The following is a 17,405-nucleotide window of genomic DNA, read 5'->3' on the forward strand; positions in this document are numbered from 1 at the left end:
GCACGCCTTGAGTATGTTCTATTGTCGACATGCATTAAATATAACATGCAGCCCCCGCGGGGACGCGCAGGATAGCGCGCCCGGGCCGGCGCGCCTTGCCTGGCGTGAACTGGTAAGATGGCGCCTTTCCGCAGCGCAGCGCCGGACGGCCGGCGCCCGCCGCGCAGGCAGGGAAACCAGCATTGATGAACTATCTGATCCACGACACCATTTTCGACACGGCGCAACGCGCGCCCGATGCCGTCGCCCTGGAATACGGCGCACGGCGCTGCAGCTATGCCGCGCTGGCCGGCCTGGTGGCTTCGGTGGCGGCGCTGCTGCGCGAGCAGGGCCTGGCGCCCGGCGCCCGCGTGGCCGTTTACATGGAAAAACGCATCGAGAACGTGGCCGCGATGTTCGGCGCCGCCGCCGCCGGCTGCGTGTTCGTTCCGGTCAACCCGCTGCTCAAGCCCGAGCAGGTGGCCTACATCCTGGCCGACTGCAACGTGCGGCTGCTCGCCACCACGGCCGACCGGCTGGCAAGCCTGGCCCCCGCGCTGGCGGCCTGCCCGGACCTGCAGACCGTACTGCTGGCCGACAGCCTGCCGGCGGGGGGAGCGGGCCCCGCGACCGCCCTGCGTCTCCTCGACTGGAGCGCCGTCGAGGCCTGCGCCGGCGCAGGCTTCGCCGCCGGGGCGGCGCGCCGTATCGACGCCGACATGGCGGCCATCCTGTACACCTCCGGCAGCACCGGTTCGCCCAAAGGCGTGGTGCTGTCGCACCGTAACCTGGTGGCGGGCGCCGCCAGCGTCGCGGGCTACCTGGGCCTGCGCGCCGACGACCGCATCCTGTCCGTGCTGCCGCTCAGCTTCGACTACGGCCTGAGCCAGCTGACCACGGCCTTCCGCTGCGGCGCCACCGTGGTCCTGATGAACTACCTGTTCCCGAAGGACGTCGTGGCGATGGTGGCGAGCGCCCGCATTACCGGGCTGGCGGCGGTGCCGCCGCTGTGGAACGCGCTCGCGCGCCTCGACTGGCCGGCCGGCTGCACGCTGCGCTTCATCACCAATTCGGGCGGCGCCATGCCCCCCGTGACGGTCGAGGCGCTGCGCGCGCGGCTGCCGTCCACCCAGGTGTTCCTGATGTACGGACTGACCGAGGCCTTCCGCTCGACCTACCTGCCGCCGTCCGAACTGGAGCGCCGTCCCGGATCGATGGGCAAGGCGATCCCGAATGCCGAGGTGCTGGTGGTACGGCCGGACGGCAGCCTGTGCGACGCCGACGAGCCGGGCGAGCTGGTGCACCGCGGCGCGCTGGTGGCCATGGGCTACTGGAATGACCCGGCCCGTACCGCCCAGCGCTTCCGTCCGGCCCCGGGCCAGGAACCGGGCCTGCCGCTGCCGGAACTGGCGGTGTGGTCGGGCGACACCGTGCGCCGCGACAGCGAGGGCTACCTGTACTTCATCGGCCGCAGCGACGAGATGATCAAGGTGTCCGGCTACCGCATCAGCCCGACCGAGATCGAAAGCGTGGTGCTGGCAACCGGGCTGGTGCTGGAGGCGGCCGTGTTCGGCGTCGACGACGGCCAGCTCGGCCAGGCGATCGCTCTGGTCGCGCAGGTGCCCGAGGCGAGCGCGCTCGAGCCCGCGGCCCTGCTGGCCGAATGCCGGCGGCGCCTGCCTGCCTACATGGTGCCGGCCCACGTCACGCTGCAGTGCGCCAGCCTGCCGCGCAACCCGAACGGCAAGATCGACCGCAAGCTGCTGTGCCAGACCCTGTATACCGAAGCACGGACACCCACATGAGCACCGCCAAACCCCGCCACGCCCCCCAGATCCACTTTCCCGTCGTGGACGGCATGCTGCAAGTGGGCGGCATCCCCCTGTCCCGGCTGGCGCAGCGGGTCGGCCGCACCCCCTTCTTCGCCTACGACCGCGCGCTGTGCACGGCGCGCGTGGGCGAGCTGCGCGCGCAGCTGCCTGGCGCGGTGGCCCTGCATTATTCGGTCAAGGCCAATCCGATGCCGGCCCTGGTGCAGCACCTCGCCGGCCTGGTCGATGGGCTTGATGTGGCCTCCTCGAACGAGCTGCGCACCGCGCTGGACGCCGGCATGGACCCGGCGCGCATCAGCTTCGCCGGGCCGGCCAAGACCGAGGCCGAACTGTCCCAGGGCATTGCGGCCGGGGTCTGCCTGAACCTGGAGTCGGAGCGCGAGCTGGCCTGCGTGGCGCGCCTCGGCGAGGCCCTCGGGATCGCGCCGCGCGTGGCGCTGCGCATCAACCCGGATTTCGAACTGAAGTCCTCGGGCATGAGGATGGGCGGCGGCGCCAAGCCCTTCGGCATCGACGCCGAGCAGGCGCCCGCGGTGCTGCGCAAGGTGGCGGCCATGGGCCTGGACTTCCAGGGCTTTCACATCTTCAGCGGTTCGCAGAGCCTGCGGGTCGACGCCATCATCGAGGCCCAGTCCAGGAGCCTGGAACTGGCGCTGCGCCTGGCGGGCGACGCGCCAGCGGCGGTGCGCCAGCTGAACATCGGCAGCGGCTTCGGCATTCCGTATTTCCCGGGCGAGGCGCGGCTCGACATCGCGCCGGTCGGCGCACACCTGGCAAGCTGGCTGCCGCGCCTGCAGGCGGACCTGCCGCAAGCGCGGCTGGCGCTGGAACTGGGGCGCTACCTGGTGGGAGAGTGCGGGATCTACGTGGCGCGCGTGCTCGACCGCAAGGTCTCGCGCGGCGAGGTGTTCCTGGTAACCGACGGCGGCATGCACCACCACCTGGCTGCCTCCGGCAACCTGGGGCAGGTGATCCGCAAGAACTATCCGGTGGCCGTGGGCAACCGCATGACGCCGGAGCAGACCGGCCCCGCTTCGGTGACGGGACCGCTGTGCACGCCGCTCGACATCCTGGCCGACCGGCTCGACCTGGCCCATGCCGAAGAGGGCGACCTGATCGTCGTGTTCCAGTCCGGCGCCTACGGTCCCAGCGCCAGCCCGGCCAACTTCCTGGGCCATCCCGCAGCCCTGGAAGTGCTGCTATGAGCGCTTAAGCCGGTCCGCGAGCGGCCGGTTTCAGGGGCCCGCGCGGCGCCGCCTTGCGCTTGCCGAACGGCAGGCGCAGCGGCGGCGTGTCGTCCGGTTGGGGCGCCCGGATCAGCACCTTGTCCAGCGTGACCACGATCGCCATGACGTAGTAGGCGAGGTCGTAGTAGGCCAGGGTCAGGAAGGCGCCGGCCACCAGGTAGCCGATCTGGCTCACCTGGCACATGCGCGCCAGCATGCCAGCCCACGCCAGCTCGGGCTTGTTTTCGCAATGCCGGATGACCCGCGTCCCGGTGCGCCAGGTGCAGGCATGCATCGCCAGGAACAGCGCCAGGCCGAACCAGCCGTGTTCCCCCAGCATCTGGAAGTAGATGCTGTGCGCCACGTGGTAGGTCTCGGGATGCGGTGCATATTTCGAGAACATCTCCGGCGAGAACACGCCGGGACCGCCGCCCAGGGGGAACTGGTTGGCGACGTTCATCGCGAAGCCCCAGGCATTCAGGCGGCCCTGGGCCGACTGGTCTTCTTCGTAGCTGTTGATGGTGTTCATGCGCCCGGTCCACTCGTCCGGCATCGACAGCACGAGCGCCGGGGCCAGCAGGGCAATGACGAGACCAGTCTTGATCTTCGAGGTCGACTTCAGCCACAGGAACAGGGTCATGGCCGCGCAGCCGACCAGGGCGCCGCGCGAGTACGAGCCGATGGTCGCCACCACGGTCAGCAGCGTGGCCCCGATCGCGATCCACTTGCCCAGTTTCGTGCGCGCCTGCGTGACCTGGTAGACCAGCAGCGGCACCGTCACCAGCAGGGCCAGCGCGATGGTATTGTTGTCGCTGATGAAGCTGTCGGCAGGGCCGAGCACGCCGCCGCGGCCTCCCGACAGGATGGTATGGACGCCGCCCTTGAGGCCCCAGAAGCCGAGCGAGATGGCCACCACCAGCGCAAGCGCCTGCACGTCCTGCTTGGTGCGCACGGTGAGGATGGTGATGAAGACCATCAGCATGATCTTGTACACGCGGTCGCCCACCACCAGGGCTCGCGGCGGATCGAGCGCGAACAGGAAGGTGATGAGCATCCACAGGCAGAACAGCCCGAGCATGACGACGGGAGGACTGAGCGGAATCTTCTTCTGCTCGCGCGACATCACGACGCTGATCAAGGTGATCACGCAGATCAGCATCGCGAACTGGAAGCTGTAGGCCGCACCGTAGCTGAGCCGGTGCGGATTCATCAGGCTGACGACCGCATAGGCCAGCGCGCCCACCACCGGCCGCTTGAAGATGAAGGGGATGACGGCGAAGAAGGCCAGGAACAGCGGGAGGTCACGCACGGCTCATCAATCCCCTGAACAGGTCGGTGACACGGTGCGCGTTCGCATGCCAGGTCAGCTGCTGGGAGGCGATGGTGGCGCGCGCGTTGGCGGCGACCCGGTTGCGCAGCTCGACATCCTCGCACAGACGCTTGACGGCGCCCGCCAGCCCGTCCGGCGTGGCCGGGTCGAACAGCACGGCATTGTCGTCGGCGCGCAGGATTTCCAGGATATTCGGCTGGTCCGGCCCGACGATCGCCTTGCCCAGGGCCAGGTATTCGAACAGCTTGAGCGGCGAAGCGTAGCTGACCACGGCCGGCTGCAGGGCGATGTCGAAGGCCGCCACGTAGCGCGCCACTTCGTCGCGCCCGATGATGCCGGTGAACTTGACGCGGTGTTCGATGCCGAGATCGCGCGCCTGTTGCTCGAGCTGGGCGCGCACCGGGCCGTCGCCCACCACCAGCAGGTGGCGGCGCGATTCCGGCGGATCCTTGGCGATCAGGGTAATCACCTTGTCCAGGCCGTGCCAGTCGCGCACGAAGCCGGTGAAGCCGAGCACCAGGTATTCTTCCAGCCCGAGCGCGCGCTTGGCCGCCTGTACGTCTGGGGCGCTGTCGAAGCGCTCCGGGTTGATGCCGTTCGGGATCACCACGATGCGCTTCGGGTCGACGCCGTAGGAGGCCACGATGTCGCCCAGCACCTGGGTGACCGGCAGCACGACATCGGCGTTGCGCCAGCAATAGGCTTGCGACCAGCGGCCCAGGCGCCTCAAGGCCAGGCCGTCATAGCGCGTCCGCTCCTCGAGGATCGGCGCATTCACTTCCAGCAGCATCGGCAGCTTGAACTTGCGCGCGGCCCAGATGCCGGCCGGCAGGAACAGGTTGTAGCGCTCGTAGATGCAGTCCGGCTTGTGCTCGCGGATCGCCTTGACCAGGCGCCGGTAGGCCACCAGCGAATACGCGAATTCCATCAGTTCGTAGAAGGTCTTCGGCATGTAGCGCTTGAGCAGGGCCACCGGTCCGGCGTCCGAACCGAAGGATTCGGTCTCGGCGCTGGGCGGGGCGACGATGATCACTTCATGGCCCTGCGCACGCAGGGCATTGATCATTTCCTCGATGTGGACGTACTGGCCGTCCTTGGAGCGGGTACGGTGGTGATAAAGGATTTTCACGCAGCTTTCCTTGCCATGTCTTGTTTTCTTGCGAGGATGCTTCCGAACAGGTCGATCTGGCCCTGGGTGGTCGGCTCCCAGCCGAAGCCTTCGGCATAACGCCGGGTCGCGCCATGGTCGGGATAATTGGCGCGCAGCCGGGTCAGGGCCTGCACCAGCCCCTCCGGGGTACGTTCGGGCATCAGGACGCCGGCCTCCGGTGCGGCCACCACTTCCGGCGTGCCCCACACATTGCTGGCCACCACCGGCGTGCCGCAGGCCATGGCCTCGAGCAGGACGTTGGCCCAGCCTTCGCGGCTGGAGGACAGCACCATCGCGTCGGCGGCATTGTAATAAGTCTTCAGTTCGGTCTGGGGCACGGGACCGAGCAGTTTCACGCGGTCCTGCACGCCCAGCTCGCGCGCCAGCGCCTCGAGGTTGTTCTGCTCCGGCCCGATGCCGGCGATCAGCAGGTCGACGTCGGGCAGGGCCGGCATCGCGCGGATGGTCAGGTCGTGCGCCTTGCGCGGATCGAGCAGGCCGACCGAGAGCAGCGTGAAGCGCTTCAAGCCCAGTTGCGCACGGGCGGCGGCGCGGTCCATCGGCTGGAAACGCTGCAGGTCGACCCCGTTGCGTAGCGGCGTGATGCGGTCGGCGCGCACGCCGAGCGACACCATTTCCTCCTTCAGCGCATTGCACACCGTGATGATGCCGTCGGCCTGGCCGGCCGCGTCGAGGATCATCTTGCGTGGCCGGGCGAAGCGGGGGATCAGGTTGATGTCGGTGCCGCGCGCGGTGATCACGACCGGCTTGCGGAAATACTTGCCGAGCATGACGGCTGCCACGCCGTCAGGATAGAAATAGTGGGCATCGATGGCATCGAAGTCGTAGCCCTCGTCCAGGATGCGGCCGATGTCCCGCTTGGCCGCGTGGGCCAGCAGGTAAGGCGTGACGTTCATGCCGACCCGTGGCAGCACCACGTAGCGCGGGTGCGATACCGACAGGCCGTTGCGCACTTCCGTGCGTGGCACCCGGGCCAGCTTGGCGTAATGGCCAAAGCGTGGGTTGCCCGAGGGGAACCACGGAACCGGCGCGACGACGCGCGATTCGACTTTTCCACTAGCAACGAGATAACGCAGCCGGGTCTCGACGAAGATGCCGTGGCTGGGCTGCTCCGTGTTCGGGTACAAGGTGCTAAAGGTAAGTAGCTTCATCTTAGGGTCGTTTTGCTGGGCGTCCGGCACCGCTGAGTTGGCAACGATACTACGGGGGCGCCGCTGGACAATAGAAGTGTTGCGGAAACGTGAAATTTTTTGCCGGGGGGCAGCACGGTTGAATCACAACCCATAAAAATTTGACAACCATGATACTATAATTCAAGTTCCATAAAGCATTGTTACGCGGCAATCGTGCTCGGCCTCCAAAACGCAGGAAGCCTTGTGGAGACTGCCTCCGTGGCTCGGTCACATCCCGCGTATCATCGTTTTTCGCACGCTTATCACCTGCTTATCCATCACCCGCTTACTGAGATAACACTATGAAGATCACCATCATTGGAACCGGCTACGTGGGCCTGGTCTCTGGCGCCTGCTTCGCCGACGTCGGCAACACCGTCCTGTGCCTCGACGTCAACGAACAGAAAATCGCTTCGCTGAAGAACGGCGTGATTCCGATCCACGAACCGGGCCTGGATGGCATGGTCGAGCGCAATGCCGCCGCCGGCCGCCTGCTGTTCTCGACCAGCTACGACGAAGCGGTGCAGCACGCCGAAGTCGTGTTCCTGGCGGTCGGCACCCCGCCGGACGAAGACGGCAGCGCCGACCTGACCCACATCCTGGCCGCCGCGCGCAGCATCGGCCAGCGCATCGAGAAGCCGATCGTGGTGGTGGACAAGTCCACCGTGCCGGTCGGCACCGCCGACAAGGTGCGCGCCGCCATCCAGGGCGAAATCGACAAGCGCGGCGTCACCGTGTCGTTCACGGTGGTCAGCAACCCCGAATTCCTGAAGGAAGGCGCGGCGATCGAGGACTTCATGCGCCCGGACCGCATCGTGGTGGGCAGCGACGACGCCGGCGCCACCAGGCTGATGCGCCAGCTGTACGCGCCGTTCAGCCGTAATCACGAAAAACTGGTCGAAATGGACATCCGCAGCGCCGAACTGACCAAGTACGCCGCCAACGCCATGCTGGCCACCCGCATCAGCTTCATGAACGAGCTGGCCAACCTGGCCGAACGGCTGGGCGCCGACATCGAAGCGGTGCGCCACGGCATGGGCCTGGACCCGCGCATCGGTTCCCAGTTCCTGTACGCCGGCATGGGCTACGGCGGCTCCTGCTTCCCGAAAGACGTGAAAGCCCTGGTCAAGACCGGCGCCGAGCACGACCAGGTGCTGCACCTGCTGGAAGCGACCGAACGCGTCAACGAAGCGCAGAAGAACGTCCTGTTCAAGAAGCTGGTCCGCTTCTTCGGCGGCACGGAGAACCTGAGCGGCAAGACGATCGCCCTGTGGGGTCTGTCGTTCAAGCCGAACACCGACGACATGCGCGAAGCGCCGAGCCTGGTCCTGATCCGCGAACTGTTCGCACTGGGCTGCCGCGTGCGCGCCTACGATCCGGTAGCCAGCAAGGAAGCGCTGCACATCCTGCAGCGCGAACACGGCGCCGCGCGTTGCGAGGAACTCTTGACCATCGCCAGCTCGGCGGTGGCGGCAGCCGACAACGCCGATGCGCTGGTGCTGGTCACCGAGTGGAAGGAATTCCGTGCGCCGGACTTCGCCTCGCTGGCCCAGACGCTGCGCGCCAAGGCGATCTTCGACGGCCGTAACATCTACGATCCGGCCACCGTGGCCGCAGCCGGCCTGGCCTACGAAGGGATCGGCCGCGTCAGCCGAAGCGCGGTGCAATGAGCGGTGCAATGAGCGGTGCAATGATCGCCGGGACGCATCGCGTCCTGGTGACGGGCGCGGCTGGCTTCGTCGGCAGCCACGTCGCGACGCGGCTCGCGGCCATGGGCCACCAGGTGGTCGGCTGCGACAATTTCAACGACTACTACACGCCGCGCCTGAAGCACGACCGGGTCGATGCGCTGCTGGCGCCTGCCGGAGTCGAGTGCCTCAGCGTCGAACTGGCCGATGCGCAAGCGGTGCGCGCGCTGTTCGAGCAGGTGCGTCCGACCCTGGTGGTGCACCTGGCCGCCCAGGCCGGGGTGCGCTACTCGCTGGAGAATCCGGCCGCCTACGTGCAATCCAACCTGGTGGGTTTCGGGAATATCCTGGAAGCCTGCCGCCAGCACAAGGTGGAGCACCTGCTGTACGCCAGCAGCAGCAGCGTGTACGGCGCCAACGCCAAGGTGCCGTTCAGCGAGGACGACCAGGTCGACGAGCCGGTGTCGCTGTACGCGGCCACCAAGAAGTCGAACGAGCTGATGGCGCATTCCTACAGCCACCTGTTCGGGCTGCCGGCCACCGGCCTGCGCTTCTTCACGGTCTACGGTCCCTGGGGCCGTCCGGACATGGCCTACTTCAGCTTCACCCAGAAGATGATGAAGGGCGAATCCATCCCGGTGTTCGCCGAAGGCCTGCTCACGCGCGACTTCACCTACATCGACGACATCGTCGAGGGCGTGGTGCGGCTGCTGTTCAAGCCGACCCCGGCGCAAGGCGGCAAGGCGGCGCATACCGTCTTCAACATCGGCAACCACAATCCGGTGCGCGTGCTGGACTTCATCCGCACCATCGAGGAAGTCACCGGCATCGAAGCGCGCAAGGAATTCCTGCCGATGCAGGCCGGCGACGTGCCCGCCACCCATGCCTCGATCGACAAGCTGAGAAGCTGGGTCGGCTTTGCTCCGGTAACTCCGCTCAAGACCGGTTTGGCGCACTTTTACGCCTGGTACAAGGAATGGTCGCGCCTAATCTGATTGAACGGAACAGCCACCCTTTCTCCACAAACCGCAACCTGCCGGAATATAGTAAATAGACGATGTTCGCAATGCCGCAAATCCTGCTTTTCTTTGGTACCGACCCCACCAAGGTTAGTAAGCGCCTGCTACGTTTTCGTGAAGCTTTCCTCAAGCTTGGGCCAGAATACCATTTCGCCATCGTCTCATACGACGCCAAGGCACGCACTTGCGTCCACCAGCTTGTCCTCGAGGGAGTCCAAGTCAGCCAATATGTATTCGGGCCGGATGCGATCGATAGCTTGGCCTACCCAGTCAAGGGCGCCGAGCGACCGTTCCGGCTTATTCCCGGCAATTGCGACTTGGTACATATGCTTTTCAGGAAAGCCCAGCCTCAGTACGCACAATATTGGTCTGTGGAAGATGACGTTGAGTATTCGGGGGACGTTCATGAGCTGTTCGTAGATCTGGCCCGCCGCTCCGGCGACCTGCTTGCCTCCCACTTGGCGCACGGGTTCGATGGTTGGACCTATGCCTCGAAGCTGCGCTCCCCTGGTGTGGACATACAGCCGGCGCAGAGCTGGCTGGTGTTCCTGACCTTTTTCCGCATTAGCGGAGCGTCACTCGACACAATTGATCGCTATTATCGCGTAGGGTGGGCCGGTCATAGTGAGAACATGTGGGCCACGATCCTCAAACACGCTGGCATGGAGGTCATTGACATCGGCGGCGACGGCAAGTATGTGGCGCACGAGGATCGCAACCGGCACTATTACGGCTTGCCTAACGACGGCTTTGACAAGAACGGCAGCTTTGGAACGATGAATATCCGCCTACGCCCGGGACGGCGGCAGAATGTGCTGTGGCATCCAATCAAGCCACTCAGGCCATGGATCCGCCAGAACCGCAAGCGCCTTGTCTCGATCCTTAAGTGGCAGCTCGGTAAGTTAAGCGGCAATCACGGAGCGAAGTAGCGGCGTTCCGTCCTTACGTGGACGCCGGCTCGAGCCTTGCCGACAGCAGGCGGTCAAGTTGAGCGATCTGATAATCGAGCCGGACCTCATCCCGCGCGGCATGGGTCAACGCCGCGTCCGACGCACGATGCCATGCTGCTTGATCCAGCCACAAGCTATCCAAGGCAACCAGCCATTGCTCGAGCGGTGCATCCGCCCTAACGCGGATCCCGCCGGGTCCAATCGCTTCGCTCAGTCCACCGATCTCGCTTCCGATGACGGGAATGCCGCTAGCCTGCGCTTCGGACGCAACCATTCCCCATGCTTCTTCGCACTGGCTCGGCATGAGGACGATCCGCGCATCCTTGTACAGATTCCTCGAGTCGAGCTCGGCCGAACGCCACTCTACATTTCCGGCCTTTTGAGCACGTTCTCGGATGCCGGTGACGGTACCGCGCGATTCGAAGAACACAAAAGGGATGTTATTGCGCGCTTCGGCAACAGCAATCGATATCAGACCACCCTTGATCTGGCTGGGATTGACTACAACGACCTTGCCGCCTGGTCGATCCACCCGGCAGCGCTTTTGGTCGATTGGTGGCCGGATGACGCTCGCGTCGAGCCCGAATTCGCGCTTCAGCTTAGCTGCCGTAAATTCTGAATTGGCGACGAACACAGCGTTCGTCAATTCGGACAGGGGACCGCCGTGGGCGCTGAAGTTTACGTCCATCACCATGTAGACCGTGGGAAGCCCTAGTTTTTCGGCTATCTTAGCCATCTTGACTGGCCCTGCACCGATGCCGGCGACAACCAGCAGGTCAGGTTTAAAGTCGGCTTTGACGTATGCCAAGCCGAGCCCCAGGTCCCATCCACGGTAAGTAGGATAGCCCATGATCCAGTCTGCAACGCAGGGCTTGCGCGTGATGGCACGGCGCAGCTTGTTCTGGAAGCCGATCCAGCCTTCGTCGCGCAACTGGCCGACGACACCGACCTCGTACCCTTTCCGCCGCAAGCCGATGGCGAAATGGTGGACCGACCATTCGGCTCCACCAATCAATTGCGGTAAATAGGCGTTATTGGTTAAGAATAGGACTCGCATAAGTTCTGGAATAATTATTAATATTCTCTTAACGGTGCTGGAAGATCATGCTTCCACGTTCACCCGCAAGAAAGTCTCGAACATCAGCACCTGCCACAGCGCCGCGCTGTGGTCATGGGTGGCCGCGATGTGCTGGTCGGCCAGCGTGCGCAGGTAGTCCGCATTGAAGATTCCCGTGTCGAGCAGCTGCGGCGAACGCACCGCGGCGCGCAGCTTGTCGCTCAGCGGCCCGCGCAGCCAGGCCGCCAGTGGAATCGAGAAGCCCTTCTTGGCCCGGTACAGCACGTCGTGCGACAGGTGGGGTTCGAGCGACTTCTTCAGGATGTACTTTCCTTCGCCGCCGCCGAGCTTGATGTCGGTCGGCAGGTTGGATGCCCATTCGACGAAGGTATGGTCCAGCAGCGGCACCCGCACCTCGAGCGAATGGGCCATGCTGGCGCGGTCGACCTTGGTCAGGATGTCGCCCGGCAGCCAGGTCTTGAAGTCGAGGTACTGGATCAGCGACAGCGGATCCTCGGTCGGCGCATTGGCCGCATGTTCGCGGAACACCTCGATCGCACTATAGCCCTGCAGGCGGCGCTTGAAGCCGTCCGAGAACAGTTCGTTGCGCATGCGGTCCGGCATTTTCGAGACGCCATGGAAGTAGCCCTCGACCGTGTCGCGGGCCAGCGCCTCGAAAGTGGTCTTGGCGCGCAGCACGCGCGGCGCCCAGTCGGCTTTCGGATACAGCCGTCCCAGGGTGCCGAACACCGGCTTGCGCAGGCCCAGCGGCAGCTTGTCGCGCACCCGTTGCTCGGCCATCGCGAAGCGGTAGCGGCGGTAGCCGGCGAAGTTCTCGTCGCCGCCGTCGCCCGAGAGCGCCACCGTCACGCGCTGGCGCGCCAGCTGGCAGACACGGTAGGTCGGGATCGCCGAACTGTCGGCATAGGGCTCGTCGTACAGGCGCGCCAGTGTGTCGATCAGGCCGTAGTCGTCTTGGTCGACGATCTGCGCATGGTGGTTGGTGCGGTAGCGCGTCGCGACCTCGTTGGCGTAGACCGATTCGTCGTAGTCGGGATGGTCGAAGCCGATCGAGCAGGTCTGCACGGGTTTGTCATCTTGCTGCGCCATCATCGCCACCACCGCGCTCGAATCGACGCCGCCGGACAGGAAGGCGCCGAGCGGCACTTCGGATTCCATCTGGCTGCCCACGCATTCGCGCAGGCGCTCGATCAGCTCGCGCTCGACGTCCTGTTGCGGGCGCTTCGGCTGCACCTTGAAAGGCAGGTCCCAGTAGCGGCGCGGCGTGACGGCCGTGTCGCCGATGCGCAAGGTGATGCTGTAGCCTGGGCTGAGCTTGAAGGCATTGTGGTAGATCGTGTTCGGCTCGGGCACGTAGCCGAAGGCGAAGTAATCCTCGACTGCGCGCGGGTTCAGCTCGCGCGACAGTTCGGGGAAGGTCATGATCGACTTCAGTTCCGAGCCGAACACGAACAGGCCGTTCGGCAGCAGCGAATAGAACATCGGCTTGACGCCGACATGGTCGCGCGCCATGAACATCAGCTGCCGGTTGCGGTCGAACAGGGCGAACGCGAACATGCCGCGCAGCCGGTGCACGCATTCCTCGCCCCAGGCCTGGTAAGCCTGCATGATCACTTCGGTGTCCGACTTGGTGCGGAAAACGTGGCCGAGCGCCACCAGTTCGTCGCGCAGCGTACGGTAGTTGTAGATCTCGCCATTGAACACCAGGGTCATGCTGCCGTCGGCGCTGCGGAAGGGCTGCTGGCCGGTAGCGATGTCGATGATCGACAGGCGCCGGTGGCCCATGCCCAGCCCCGGCTCCAGGTACAGCTCGCCCTCGTCGGGGCCGCGGTGGTGCTGGCTCTCGTTCATGCGCCGCAGCGCTTCGCGATCGATGGGGCGACCGCCGCGGGTATCCAGGATGCCGACAATTCCGCACATGGTAAATAATCCTTAAGTTTCTTTAATCTTTTTCTGGGTTGCTGCAGTTTTACTGAATTACGGCCCTTCAGGCAGGTTGGCGCAGCTTGCGCGCGCACAGGCCGTCGTACAGCCTGCCGTATTCGGCCAGCATGGCGCGCATGCTGAAGGCCTCCTCGACCCGGGTGCGCGCCGCGTCGCCGTGGCGGCGCCGCAGCGCCGGGTCGCGCACATAGGCGGCCAGCGCGGCGGCCAGGGCTTCGGTGTCGCGCGGCGGCACCAGGCTGCCGTCGACGCCGTGGGTGACCACTTCCGGAATGCCGCCGACCTTCGACGCCACTACCGGCAGGCCGCAGGCCATCGCTTCCAGCATCGATACCGGCGTGCCCTCGGCCAGCGAGGGCAGCGTGAACAGCGAGAAGCCGTGCAGCAGCGCGGCCACGTCGGCGCGCGCGCCGGGCAGCCAGACCACGTCCTGCAGGCCGAGCGCGGCGACCTGCTCGCGCAGCGCCGGCATCAGGGGACCGTCGCCGACGATGCTCAGGCGCAGGCGGTCGCGCTGCTGCGGCGCCAGCTCGCGCAGGCGCACGAATGCCTCGACCAGGCCGCGGTGGTTCTTGACGTCCTGGATGCGCGCCACGGTGCCGATCACGATGTCCTCCGGCCCCCAGGGCGAGGCGCCGCTCTGGCCGGAAGGCGCCGCGCCGAAGCGCTCGGTGTCGACGCCATTCTTGATGAACAGGGTCTTCGCCGGCGGAATCCGCACCGTATCGGCCAGCCAGCGGTGCAGGTCGTCGGAGACCGGAATGAAGCAGTCGACGAAGGGCACCATGCGGCGGCGCAGGAAGTTGTGCTTCGGGTTCAGCCCGTGCGGATCGTCGGCGTGGCGGCCGTGTTCCGCATGCACCCGCACCGGCACCCCGGCCATGGCCGCGCTGAACGCGTAATCCAGGGTCGCCAGGTTGTAGGTGTGCAGGATCGTCGGGCGCAGCTTGCGCATCAGCTTCCAGAACTTCAGGTGGGTGCCCAGCCCGAGGCCCGGCGGCTTGCCCAGCGCGTACAGCTCGACGCCGGGCTGGGTGATGCGCTTGGCGAAGTCGGTGTAGCGCGTCAGGCAGACCACGGCGTGGCGGTAGCGCTCCGGCGGCATGCGGTTGATGCAGTCCACCAGCAGGGTTTCCAGCCCGCCGACGTCGAGCGAGTAGGTCAGGTGCACGACCAGCGGACGCTGCCGGTCGGGAACGCTCAGGCGGGCAAGATCGTTGTGCATGCGATGCGGTCCCGGTTCAGCGCGCACGTGCCTGTACCAGCGCGCCGTCGACCGCGGCAAATTGCTGGCCCAGGAAGGCGCGCAGGATGGCGCGGGCGGCGTCACGCGCTTCGGGCGCATTGCCATCGAAGGGCACGGCGACCGCCACCATGGCGCCATCGTCGCCGTGGAATTGCAGCTTGCCCTGTGCCTGGCGCAGCTTGCCGGCGACGTTGCTGGCCGTGTAGTGGCCGTCGACCCACATGACCTGCCATACCAGCAGCGGTCCGCCCGGGCCGTGCAGCACGGCTTCGCGCAGGGGCAGGCGGCGCTCGCCGAACTGCTCGCTGCGTCCCGCCGAGGCGGTCTCGTGGAAGGCGCTCTTCTCGCCGGCGAGACGGTTGACGGAGCTGATCAGGCCCTTCTGCTTGCTCTGGTTGCGGTAGTACAGCATTTGCAGCAGCACCGGGTTGCCCGCGGGCGAGCGGTAGACCTGGGCCACGCGCGCATCCGGCTCCATGTAGTCGGCGCGCCAGTCCGGGAAGCCCTGCGCCTGCGGCCAGGACACCGCCGGCGCGGCCAGCGTGACCGGCTGCGGATTATGGTTGGCGCGGTCGTTGAAGGCCGCGAAGGCCGGCCATGCGGCAGCCAGCGCCACCACCGCCAGCGCCATCGGCGCCACCGGGCGGGCCGGGCCGCGCGGCGCCTGCAGCGCGGCTTCGGCCTCGGCCGCATCCTTGCCGCTGGTGGCAGGCAGGTCGTCTTCGCGCCAGTAGCTGCCGATCCAGAACATGATGAACATGACGATGCCGAAGAACAGCCAGCCGTAGACCAGGTGGTCGACACCGGTGGCCAGTTCCATGCCGCTGGTGTGGCCGATCATGACGATGCCGTAGGCGCGCAGCCAGTTGGCGACGATCGGCACCAGCACCGCCAGGCCGATGAAGACGGCGCGCCGCAGGGTCGAGCGATAGGTCAGGTAGGCGTACAGGCAGCCCAGCGTGACCGAGGAGATCAGGTAGCGGATGCCGCTGCAGGCCTCGACCACCGACCAGTTCCCGGTCGGCAGCTCGAAGCGGGTGCCGTTGCGCAGCACCGGGATGCCGGTGGCCTGCACCGCCCACACCGTGAAGTCGGCCGTGTAGTTGATCAGGGGGCCGACGAAGACTTCGCCGAAGGGCACCGCGAACAGCAGGAACAGCAGCGGGAAGGTGAACTTGGCCGCCAGGCGCGGGCCCAGCAGCGTGAGCGCGGCCAGCGGCATCATCGACACGAAGGCGTACTGCATCACCACGCCCACGTCACCCATGCGTCCGGCCAGCCAGGCGGCGCCGGCGCCGGCCAGCAGCACCAGGCCCGGCGTCCAGGGCTGTGCCGGCAGGCGGGCGAACCAGGCGCGTTCGCGCCAGATCAGCGCCAGGCTGATCGGCAGGATCACGTAGCCGTGGGCGAAGGTCTCGGAACTGTTCCAGATGCCGACCATCGACAGCGCCGTGCCGTAGAACAGGACGATCGGGGCCAGCAGGGCCACGGCCAGGGCGAGGATGCCGGTGCGCGCCAGCGGCCTGGGCAGCGTCAAGGAAGCGCCGGCGGCCTGGTCGATGCCGGGCGGAGGTTTCAATAGCATTCGAGTCGCTCCCCGATGCAGGCCAGGTTGCTCGGCCAGCTGTATTTGCGTTCGACCCTGGCGCGTGCGGCCAGGCCAATGTCGTTGCTGCTGCGTTCCAGCAGGAGCGCGATTGCCTCGACGAAGCCGGCGGCATCCTGCGCCAGCACCAGCTCGCGGCCCGGCTCGGCCTCGATGCCCTCGAGCGCCTGCGGCGACACCACCACCGGGGTGGCCATCGCCATCGCTTCGAGCACCTTGTTCTGGATGCCGCGCGCAATGCGCAGCGGGGCCACGGCGGCACGCGCGTGCGCGATGTAGGGGCGCACGTCGGGCACGGTGCCGGTGACTACGACGTTCGGCAGCTTGGCCAGCTCGAGCACGGCCGGCGCCGGGCGTGCGCCCACGATGTAGAAGCGCAGGTCGGCGAAACGCGCGCGCAGCAGCGGCATCACGTCCGCGGCGAACCATTGCACGGCGTCGACGTTCGGCCAGTAATCCATGGCGCCGGTGAACACGATGGCGCGCTCTCCCTCCTTGAAGGGCGAGGGGCCGGCGCAATCGGGCGAGAAGTATTCGGTATCGACGCCGTTGCTGAAGAAACCGATGCGCGCGTCGCTTTCGGGAGCCAGCTGGCGGAACAGGTCCGCCTCCGGCGCCGATACGAACAGCGAGGCATCGTAGTCGCGCGCCACCTGGCGCTCGTAGGACAGCAGTTGGCGCGCCTCATGGCGGTACAGCCAGCTCATCGGCCAGGATTTTTTCTCGGCGTACTGGCGCCATTTATCGGAATCGACGTCGCAGAAGTCGACCACGCGACGCGCGTCCGGGTATTTATCCGCGTATTGCGCCATCGCCGACGAAAACACCAGCACCCGCTGGATGCCATGGGCGGCCACGGTCTGGTCGACCCAGCGCTGCAAATCGGCGTCGCGGTAGTAATCCAGCGAGAGCGAGCGGTTCTTGACCAGCGCACCCAGGCTGCGCACCCGTGCGAGCAGCGGGTTCAGGGCCGCGAAATGGCTGCTCGCGCACATCTTCTCGACGGTCGGCACGTGCTGCCAGTCGTCGGGGTCGTCGACGAAAGTCGCCAGGTGCACGCGGTAGTCGCGCGCCAGGTGCTTGAGCAGGTGGTAGGAACGTATCTTGTCGCCCTTGTTGGGCGGGTAGGGGATCCGGTGGATCAGCAGCAGCAGGTCGTCCACG

At 66.3% G+C, this 17,405-nt stretch carries 13 protein-coding genes; 5 read left to right on the top strand and 8 right to left on the bottom strand.

Translation table 11 applies throughout. The annotated features are described in order from the left end of the window. Positions 1–185 precede the first annotated feature (185 nt). Together AC56KL_RS07285 and AC56KL_RS07290 are read left to right on the top strand one after the other, a co-directional pair. On the top strand, positions 186–1,784 hold the full coding sequence (locus AC56KL_RS07285; RefSeq protein WP_497179498.1) for an acyl-CoA ligase (AMP-forming), exosortase A system-associated: 1,599 nt from the start codon (positions 186–188) through the stop codon (positions 1,782–1,784). After that, positions 1,781–3,016 (top strand): pyridoxal-dependent decarboxylase, exosortase A system-associated, encoded by a 1,236-nt coding sequence (locus AC56KL_RS07290; protein ID WP_497179499.1) that lies wholly within the window; start codon positions 1,781–1,783, stop codon positions 3,014–3,016. The genes AC56KL_RS07285 and AC56KL_RS07290 overlap by 4 nt, the downstream gene beginning before the upstream one ends. A 4-nt stretch (positions 3,017–3,020) precedes the next feature. Here the strand turns inward: AC56KL_RS07290 and AC56KL_RS07295 are convergent, their stop codons facing one another. The 3 genes from AC56KL_RS07295 to AC56KL_RS07305 are packed head-to-tail and all read right to left on the bottom strand — an operon-like array spanning position 3,021 to position 6,689. After that, positions 3,021–4,346 carry a putative O-glycosylation ligase, exosortase A system-associated gene (locus tag AC56KL_RS07295; RefSeq protein ID WP_497179500.1) on the bottom strand — a complete coding sequence of 442 codons (1,326 nt, stop codon included), beginning with the start codon at positions 4,344–4,346 and terminating at the stop codon, positions 3,021–3,023. Next, on the bottom strand, positions 4,339–5,496 hold the full coding sequence (locus AC56KL_RS07300; protein WP_497179501.1) for a glycosyltransferase family 4 protein: 1,158 nt from the start codon (positions 5,494–5,496) through the stop codon (positions 4,339–4,341). The genes AC56KL_RS07295 and AC56KL_RS07300 overlap by 8 nt, the downstream gene beginning before the upstream one ends. Next, positions 5,493–6,689 (bottom strand): glycosyltransferase family 4 protein, encoded by a 1,197-nt coding sequence (locus AC56KL_RS07305; protein WP_497179502.1) that lies wholly within the window; start codon positions 6,687–6,689, stop codon positions 5,493–5,495. Before AC56KL_RS07305 ends, AC56KL_RS07300 begins: the two co-directional genes overlap by 4 nt. 323 nt (positions 6,690–7,012) lie before the next feature. On the opposite strand from AC56KL_RS07305, the gene AC56KL_RS07310 reads away from it, so the two are divergent. From AC56KL_RS07310 to AC56KL_RS07320, 3 genes are all read left to right on the top strand, one after another. Continuing rightward, complete coding sequence (locus AC56KL_RS07310) at positions 7,013–8,380, top strand: UDP-glucose dehydrogenase family protein (protein ID WP_497179503.1); 1,368 nt, start codon at positions 7,013–7,015, stop codon at positions 8,378–8,380. Between the two features lie 8 nt (positions 8,381–8,388). Further along, positions 8,389–9,393 carry an NAD-dependent epimerase/dehydratase family protein gene (locus tag AC56KL_RS07315; RefSeq protein ID WP_497179504.1) on the top strand — a complete coding sequence of 335 codons (1,005 nt, stop codon included), beginning with the start codon at positions 8,389–8,391 and terminating at the stop codon, positions 9,391–9,393. A 71-nt stretch (positions 9,394–9,464) separates the two neighbouring features. Then, positions 9,465–10,346, top strand: a complete 882-nt coding sequence (locus tag AC56KL_RS07320; protein WP_497179505.1) for a hypothetical protein — start codon at positions 9,465–9,467, stop codon at positions 10,344–10,346. A 13-nt stretch (positions 10,347–10,359) separates the two neighbouring features. Here AC56KL_RS07320 and AC56KL_RS07325 read toward each other — a convergent pair whose 3' ends face one another. From AC56KL_RS07325 to AC56KL_RS07345, 5 genes are all read right to left on the bottom strand, one after another. Next, positions 10,360–11,424, bottom strand: a complete 1,065-nt coding sequence (locus AC56KL_RS07325) for a glycosyltransferase (RefSeq protein WP_497179506.1) — start codon at positions 11,422–11,424, stop codon at positions 10,360–10,362. A 45-nt stretch (positions 11,425–11,469) separates the two neighbouring features. After that, the gene (locus tag AC56KL_RS07330; protein ID WP_497179507.1) at positions 11,470–13,365 is read right to left on the bottom strand and encodes an XrtA/PEP-CTERM system amidotransferase; all 1,896 of its coding nucleotides are present in this window, start codon (positions 13,363–13,365) and stop codon (positions 11,470–11,472) included. A 67-nt stretch (positions 13,366–13,432) separates the two neighbouring features. Next, the gene (locus AC56KL_RS07335; protein ID WP_497179508.1) at positions 13,433–14,614 is read right to left on the bottom strand and encodes a TIGR03088 family PEP-CTERM/XrtA system glycosyltransferase; all 1,182 of its coding nucleotides are present in this window, start codon (positions 14,612–14,614) and stop codon (positions 13,433–13,435) included. 16 nt (positions 14,615–14,630) lie between these two features. Beyond that, positions 14,631–16,220, bottom strand: coding sequence for an exosortase A (gene xrtA, locus AC56KL_RS07340; RefSeq protein ID WP_497179509.1), 1,590 nt, complete (start codon positions 16,218–16,220; stop codon positions 14,631–14,633). Then, the gene (locus tag AC56KL_RS07345; RefSeq protein ID WP_497179510.1) at positions 16,211–17,404 is read right to left on the bottom strand and encodes a TIGR03087 family PEP-CTERM/XrtA system glycosyltransferase; all 1,194 of its coding nucleotides are present in this window, start codon (positions 17,402–17,404) and stop codon (positions 16,211–16,213) included. The genes xrtA and AC56KL_RS07345 overlap by 10 nt, the downstream gene beginning before the upstream one ends. Position 17,405 lies beyond the last annotated feature (1 nt).

It is taken from the genome of Telluria sp. ZB4P34, assembly GCF_059686055.1.

What these genes read in the sequence shown, in the direction of transcription:
- AC56KL_RS07285 (WP_497179498.1), top strand. Translation starts at nt 186, where the DNA reads ATGAACTATCTGATCCACGACACCATTTTCGACACGGCGCAACGCGCG.
- AC56KL_RS07290 (WP_497179499.1), top strand. Translation starts at nt 1,781, where the DNA reads ATGAGCACCGCCAAACCCCGCCACGCCCCCCAGATCCACTTTCCCGTC.
- AC56KL_RS07305 (WP_497179502.1), bottom strand. Translation starts at nt 6,689, where the DNA reads ATGAAGCTACTTACCTTTAGCACCTTGTACCCGAACACGGAGCAGCCC.
- AC56KL_RS07310 (WP_497179503.1), top strand. Translation starts at nt 7,013, where the DNA reads ATGAAGATCACCATCATTGGAACCGGCTACGTGGGCCTGGTCTCTGGC.
- AC56KL_RS07315 (WP_497179504.1), top strand. Translation starts at nt 8,389, where the DNA reads ATGAGCGGTGCAATGATCGCCGGGACGCATCGCGTCCTGGTGACGGGC.
- AC56KL_RS07320 (WP_497179505.1), top strand. Translation starts at nt 9,465, where the DNA reads ATGCCGCAAATCCTGCTTTTCTTTGGTACCGACCCCACCAAGGTTAGT.
- AC56KL_RS07325 (WP_497179506.1), bottom strand. Translation starts at nt 11,424, where the DNA reads ATGCGAGTCCTATTCTTAACCAATAACGCCTATTTACCGCAATTGATT.
- AC56KL_RS07330 (WP_497179507.1), bottom strand. Translation starts at nt 13,365, where the DNA reads ATGTGCGGAATTGTCGGCATCCTGGATACCCGCGGCGGTCGCCCCATC.
- AC56KL_RS07335 (WP_497179508.1), bottom strand. Translation starts at nt 14,614, where the DNA reads ATGCACAACGATCTTGCCCGCCTGAGCGTTCCCGACCGGCAGCGTCCG.
- xrtA (WP_497179509.1), bottom strand. Translation starts at nt 16,220, where the DNA reads ATGCTATTGAAACCTCCGCCCGGCATCGACCAGGCCGCCGGCGCTTCC.